This is a genomic window from Mesorhizobium sp. B2-7-1 (assembly GCF_006440735.1).
In the GTDB taxonomy this organism is placed as follows: domain Bacteria; phylum Pseudomonadota; class Alphaproteobacteria; order Rhizobiales; family Rhizobiaceae; genus Mesorhizobium.
On sequence record NZ_VFUA01000094.1, the window covers coordinates 22,018 to 28,017 of the forward strand.

A 6,000-nucleotide genomic window follows, 5' to 3' on the forward strand; every position below is an offset into this window, starting at 1 on the left:
TGCGCCAGCCGAGCCGGGGAAACCTGAGTCGCTTAAAGTATTGGGCCGGGCTGCGATGCCTCTAGGGAGCGACGCAGGGTTCCAACCCGGCTACTTGCCCAAGGTTGCAGGCCGAGGGCATGCATCCATTGGCGATACCTAATTCATCTTGCAGCTATGCCGCGCGTCTCAACGAAGATTCTCCTGGTAGACGCACCTCCGCACACAAGGCATTGCGACCTAAGTGTTCGGCAATTTGGCGCCAAGGTCCCGACTATTGAGACATAGGTCTTACGAATAGGGTTGCGGAAGTCCTAAATATCAGCCTATTCTAATAGAACGAGGAATGTCAGCGGCCTAGGGGATAAGGGGGAGCTGCGCGATGTTTCGGGGGATACGTGCTTTTTGGAACGATCAGCGCGGTGTTGCCATGATTCTCGTGGCGATCATGTTGCCCGTGCTGATCGGTTTTGCTGTCCTGGCAGTCGATCTTACCAGGGCGAACGCGCTTCATAACGATCTGCAGAAGGGAGCCGATGCCTTCGCGCTGGCGACGGCCGGTGAGCTCGACGGTAGGTCGGATAGCATCACGCGGGCCGATCGAGCGTTGGCGACACTGATCATCGGCAACAAGTATCAGTTTGCCAGCGGTGCCGAGGTCGCCACTGTCCTTTCAAGCGCTGGTGTCAGCCGCCGCTACCTGCGCTCGCTGCCGGCCTCCGACGACACTGCCATTCGCGCCGCGGATGTCATCACCGACGAGGTGGGCGATGCGAAGAGCGCCATATTCGTCGAGATCACGGTCACGCCCGTCGGTTTCGACGCCATCTTCCCGGTTTCGATCCTGCAGGGGGGCGGATCTGGCTCCTTCACTCTCGGTGCAACAGCTGTCGCCGGTTTCAGCCAGTCGATTTGCGAAACCGTGCCGCTTTTCATGTGCAACCCGTTCGAGACCGACACCCCGGCGACCAGCAAGACGATCCAGCAGGCTTTCGCGTCGGGTGATACCTACAGCCGAGAGTTTCGTGTCCTCAAGGTCGACAGCAATCCCGGCCCAGGCAACTACGGACTGCTCAGCAACGGCCTGACATCGATACAGGAAGGGATGGCCAAAGGCACCGCGGGCATTTGCTATGATCGCAACTCCCTGACCACCAAAACCGGCGTCACCTTCGGTCAGGTCAATACCGGCCTGAATGTCCGTTTCGACATCTATCAGGGGTCGTTGAAGAACAACAGGGATCTTGACTATCGACCGGCGAGCAATGTTCGCAAGGGCGCCAGCCAAAAGAGCAACTGCAACAAGTACGATCTCGCGACGGATGGTTCAGCTCTGCCGCTGCCTCCGGGCACAGGCTACGATTCGCTGAAAGGCATGACCGCGCCGATAAGTGCCAATAGTTTCTGGAGCTCCTACTGGAGCGTTAATCACGGCACGACCTACCCCGGCACGGCGGTCAAAAGCCTGACATACCCGACCGGGGACACGACCAAACCGGCCTCTCGATACGATGTCTACATGTACGAGATCGCCAACGACAAGGTCAAAGACCAGTCGCCGAATCCATCGAAGGAAAAGGGCACGCCTTCGTGCTACAAGGGCGACCTCTCCAAAGCTGATCCGAGCCGTCGACTGATGAACTTGGCCATTATTGACTGCAAAGCGAACCAGGCGAAGCTCAACGGCCACACCCAGGTAAGGCCCGACGGCTACGCAAGCGTGTTCCTGATCGCTCCGATCCAGAAGCAGAACGCCAAGGATGAGGACGATCCGGAAGGCACCGGGGCAGAAAAGGCCATCAGCCTGGAGATCGTCGATGTTGACGGCCCGCTCGGCAACGGAACGCTCGACAAGGCGCTGCGCAATGAGGTGCAGCTCTATCGGTGATGCCGACAGCGCGTTTGCCTGTGCTTCAGTCGTAGCCCGCCCTCACCTCACCGTCGAGAGCATTCAGCGCACACCCGCAACGGCCGCGCTCGGGGCGGAAACGCACCGTTAACGCCGTTCGCGGACGGCGGGAGCCGGCCTCGGCTCGAAAGTGTAAGGTTCTGTCGGCTCCCAGGCGTGGAGACGAGGATGAACGTGCTTCGGACAGCGCTGTTGTGCGTGGCGATGACCGGTCTGGCCGGGATGCAGCCCGCCCGCGCGGAGGATCAGCCTGCCCAGTCGAATGGCGATGCGGCGCAACAGCAGCCGGCCGTTCACTGCGAGGGGCAGAATTGCCTGCCGCCGAAGGACGACCCCGCCCTGGAATGCACGGGGCAGGATTGCACGCCGGCTCCAGCGACCGACCAGCCGGCAGGCCCGGAGATCAAGAAGGTCAAGTGAGCGGCAGCCGCGCACTGTGGCGAACGGCATGCCGTTGCTCGAGCCAGACTAGCGCGGGTTGACGATCAGAAAAGCCAGCGGCCATCCAGCGGAGAGAAGCGCCGAGCGCCGATCAATCCGGCACCATCGGCGCCGGTTCTTCGCACCGATAAACCATGCACCGACCGTCGCTCGCCTGCACATAGTCGACCATCGGCACGAAAGGCGCATCGCACTCATTGCCGAACTGGCGGACATAGCGCTCATATGTGTTCGCCCCGGTGGTCAGCACCACCGCATGCCGGCTCTGGATCAGCGCCTGGGTCTGCGTGCAGGTCATTTTGCGTGTGTCGGGCCGCGCATCGGCGAAATTTGTGACGGCAACGATCATCGCTGCCGCGCAAAACGCAATCCTGCGTATGGGCATGGTGGCATCCTCGCAAAACATCGTATCGCCAAATTCGCATCTTGCGACGCAGCTCCGCAACAGCAGCGCGGTCACGATGCAGCGAGCATAGCCTTAAAAGCGTTTGAAAGCCCGCGCCAACGGCCTGGAATTGCCCGAGGACGAACGGCGTCCGACGTCAGGCGGTTGCAAACACCACCGTCTGCAGCAGACCTCCTCCCGGCCTGTTCTCCAGCGTGATCGTGCCGCCGTAGCGCTCGATGATCTCCTTCGCGATCGCAAGCCCCAGCCCAGCGCCCGGAATGAATTGCGTGCGCGCCGGATCGACCCGGAAGAACGGCTCGAAGGCCTTGTTCAACAGGTCCGGCGGAATGCCGGGGCCGCGGTCGGCGATGGTGAGGACCGCTTGGCCGCCCCGCCCCGCAAGCGCGACGCTGCAGCTCTTGCCATGCGTGGCGGCGTTGACGATCAGGTTGCGCAGCGCCCGGCGCAGGCCAAGCGCGCCGGCTGTGACCGACACAGGATCGAGATGGTCGATCGTCACCGCATGGCCGAGCGAGATCATCTCGACCTCGATATCGCGGACCAGCCTGTCCAGTTCCAGCGCCTCGACCGCGTCCTGGTTGACCTCCTCGCGCACCAGGCGGATGGCGCTGTCGGCGATACGGTCGAGTTCATCCAGGTCGCTCAGCCATTTCTCGCGGTCCTCCTCGAGGAACTCGGCACGGAGCCGCATCCTGGTCATCGGGGTCCTGAGATCGTGGCCGGCCGCCGCCACCAGCCGCATGCGGCTTTCCATCGCCGTCTTCAGTCTTGCCGACAGCTCGTTGAGCGCATGGGCGGTGGCCCTCACCTCGGCCGAGCCTTTCTCCGGCAAAGTCGCCAGCATGCCGTCCGAGCCGATCTTGCTGACAGCGGCTTCGAGCATTTCGAGCGGCCGCACCAGCACACCGGTGAAATAGATCGACACCGGCGTCGCCCCGAGCACGATCAACGCCATCCAGCCCGCCAGCCCGTACCAGACATCGCGCGGCGGGCCGAGATCGGGAACGTCGACGATCATCCAGCGGTGGTCGGGCAGCTCGACCGAAGCGACCATTCCCGGCCTGCCCGCGTTGCGGCTGACCACGGCCGAAACATTCAGCCCGTCATGGCGCAGGATCTCGTTCAACACCCTAGTGTGCTTGCGATCCTCGAAGCCGTCGGCCGGGCGATCCTTTACGATGACGGGCGCATCGCTTGAATTCGGCGCATGGCCGGGAGCCAGTTGCACCATGTACTGGATCTGGTGGGCAAGCGGGCTCATGATCAGTTCGGGCGATGGTCCGCCGAGCACCTTGACCGCGACGAAGGTGGCGAGCCCGACCACGCCGAGGATCGACACGACGAGCAGGATGATCAGCCGCCGGCGCAGCGAAGTCATGTTTCGGTCCCCGCTGCCGGGACCCGGTACTCAGTCGTCTCGACGCGCGCGGTCAGTTGATAGCCGCCATTGCGCACGGTCTTGAACAGAGCCGCCTCGCCCGCTTCGGTAAACTTCTTTCGCAGCCGGCTCATCAGCACATCGACGGAACGCTCGAGCGGATCGCGTTCACGCCCTTGCGTCAGGTCGAGCAGCTGGTCGCGTGACAGCAGCCGGCCGGGCCGGTCGAGAAAAACCTGCAGCAGGTCGAACTCGGCGCCGGTCAGGTCGATCAGGGCGCCATCGGCGTCGATCACCTTGCGCGTATCCGGCTCCAGCCGGTAACCGGCGAAACGATAGACGCGAACCTTGGGCGGGGCGGCCTCCTCGGGCGCCGAACGCCTGAGCACGGCGCGGATGCGGGCCGAGAGCTCGCGCGGATTGAACGGCTTGCCGAGATAATCGTCGGCGCCGAGCTCCAGGCCGATGATGCGGTCGACATCTTCCTTCAGCGCCGTCAGCAGGATGACGGGAATGTGCGGCTTGCGATCGCGCAAGCTCCGGCAGATGTCGAGACCGGAGCCGTCCGGCAGCATGACATCGAGCACGATCAGGTCGAACTGGCCTGAGCCGAGCTTCTGCTCGCATTCGCGCCTGTCCGCCGCCACCGACACGCGAAAGCCTTGCCCGTCGAGATAGCGCCCGAGCAGCGTCCTGATCTCGCGATCGTCGTCGACGACTAGGATGTGGGGTTGTGCCTGCATTCTTCGCCCGCTTGCCTTTTCGTCCGTGATTATAGGGAGCGACGCCGCCAAGCGGCATGGAAAATTGCAACGGAACGTTTCCACGACGACGCCGGAAACATTCGGAAACAAATCTCCTTTTTCCGGAAACCTTCGGCAACGCGCCGAAGCAATGCGGCAAAAGACGCTTCCTATCCTCCCTGGCATCCGAAGCATGCAGGAAAGGATCATGTCATGCGAAGCAGATTTCTGGCGCTTGGCCTCTTCTCGGTCGCGGCCATCCACCCCGTGTTCGCCGCGCAACCGGAACCGGGCGCAGCACCCGGGGACGAGCCGCCGGCAATCGGCCGGCAGGACGATGCAGGTCCCGGCCCGATGAAGCCGTCGCATGGTCAGCACTGGGCGATGTGGCATGGAGCGGAGGATTTCGGCCCGCGGCCCGAAATGCTCGCGGCGCACCTTTCGTTGCTCGAGACCCGGATCGGCATCCGCTCCGAGCAGCTTGACGCCTGGCGCGACTATACCAGCACGCTGCAAGCGGTGCTGGCGCCGCCGCCGCGGCCCGATTTCGGACAGGCCGGCCCCGGGCCGGACGATGCTGCCGGCGGCAAGCCGGACCAGGCAACGCGCGACCCTTTCGCCTTCCAGGAAAGGCTGGCCGACGAGGTGACCAAGCGCGCCGCCTCCGCCGCCAAGCTCAAGGACGCCATCGAGGCGCTGCGCGCCAAGCTGACGCCCGAGCAGCTCGAAATACTTGCTTCGGCGGATCGGCCGCACGGCCCGCCCCCCGGTCCATAGGGTGATCCGCCGGATGCAGCCGGCCCCAGAGGTCTGCCTGATCACGGCGGACAGCTCCCCCCACCCCTACCCTGGAATGGCGAGCAACTCTGACCGGCTGCGCCGGCCGGCTCCCCTGACCCACCCCTTCAAGGGCCGGCCGGTACTTATTTTGCGAATTGGCGGACGCCCCCGCGCGTCCGCCAGCAAGCATGGAACGCATTATGATGTGGGAAGCCCTGATGATGCTGCGGCTGCTTGCCTCCGTGGGCTCGCCTCTGACGATCCGCCCCGGCGCCGGCGCCGCGCAGCGCGATGCGGGTATCCGCCAGCGCCTCGAGCGTCGTGGCGCTGGCGAGCGTGCGTACCGACTGTTCCTGGCCGC

At 63.8% G+C, this 6,000-nt stretch carries 6 protein-coding genes; 3 read left to right on the forward strand and 3 right to left on the reverse strand.

Annotated elements, in window-relative coordinates:
* Window positions 1-361 precede the first annotated feature (361 nt).
* The gene (locus FJ471_RS26680; RefSeq protein WP_140807711.1) at window positions 362-1,867 is read left to right on the forward strand and encodes a TadE/TadG family type IV pilus assembly protein; all 1,506 of its coding nucleotides are present in this window, start codon (window positions 362-364) and stop codon (window positions 1,865-1,867) included.
* 189 nt (window positions 1,868-2,056) lie between these two features.
* Window positions 2,057-2,308: a hypothetical protein gene (locus tag FJ471_RS26685; RefSeq protein ID WP_140807712.1), complete on the forward strand. Its 252-nt coding sequence runs from the start codon at window positions 2,057-2,059 to the stop codon at window positions 2,306-2,308.
* 112 nt (window positions 2,309-2,420) lie between these two features.
* Here FJ471_RS26685 and FJ471_RS26690 read toward each other — a convergent pair whose 3' ends face one another.
* From FJ471_RS26690 to FJ471_RS26700, 3 genes are all read right to left on the reverse strand, one after another.
* Window positions 2,421-2,789, reverse strand: coding sequence for a hypothetical protein (locus tag FJ471_RS26690; RefSeq protein ID WP_348643367.1), 369 nt, complete (start codon window positions 2,787-2,789; stop codon window positions 2,421-2,423).
* A gap of 82 nt (window positions 2,790-2,871) precedes the next feature.
* Window positions 2,872-4,116 carry an ATP-binding protein gene (locus tag FJ471_RS26695; RefSeq protein WP_140807713.1) on the reverse strand — a complete coding sequence of 415 codons (1,245 nt, stop codon included), beginning with the start codon at window positions 4,114-4,116 and terminating at the stop codon, window positions 2,872-2,874.
* Window positions 4,113-4,859, reverse strand: coding sequence for a response regulator (locus FJ471_RS26700; RefSeq protein WP_140807714.1), 747 nt, complete (start codon window positions 4,857-4,859; stop codon window positions 4,113-4,115). Before FJ471_RS26700 ends, FJ471_RS26695 begins: the two co-directional genes overlap by 4 nt.
* 213 nt (window positions 4,860-5,072) lie before the next feature.
* Here FJ471_RS26700 and FJ471_RS26705 point away from each other — a divergent pair, with 213 nt between their 5' ends.
* Window positions 5,073-5,636 carry a hypothetical protein gene (locus tag FJ471_RS26705; RefSeq protein ID WP_246684843.1) on the forward strand — a complete coding sequence of 188 codons (564 nt, stop codon included), beginning with the start codon at window positions 5,073-5,075 and terminating at the stop codon, window positions 5,634-5,636.
* Window positions 5,637-6,000: the final 364 nt, after the last annotated feature.

What these genes read in the sequence shown, in the direction of transcription:
- FJ471_RS26695 (WP_140807713.1), bottom strand. Translation starts at nt 4,116, where the DNA reads ATGACTTCGCTGCGCCGGCGGCTGATCATCCTGCTCGTCGTGTCGATC.
- FJ471_RS26680 (WP_140807711.1), top strand. Translation starts at nt 362, where the DNA reads ATGTTTCGGGGGATACGTGCTTTTTGGAACGATCAGCGCGGTGTTGCC.
- FJ471_RS26685 (WP_140807712.1), top strand. Translation starts at nt 2,057, where the DNA reads ATGAACGTGCTTCGGACAGCGCTGTTGTGCGTGGCGATGACCGGTCTG.
- FJ471_RS26705 (WP_246684843.1), top strand. Translation starts at nt 5,073, where the DNA reads ATGCGAAGCAGATTTCTGGCGCTTGGCCTCTTCTCGGTCGCGGCCATC.
- FJ471_RS26700 (WP_140807714.1), bottom strand. Translation starts at nt 4,859, where the DNA reads ATGCAGGCACAACCCCACATCCTAGTCGTCGACGACGATCGCGAGATC.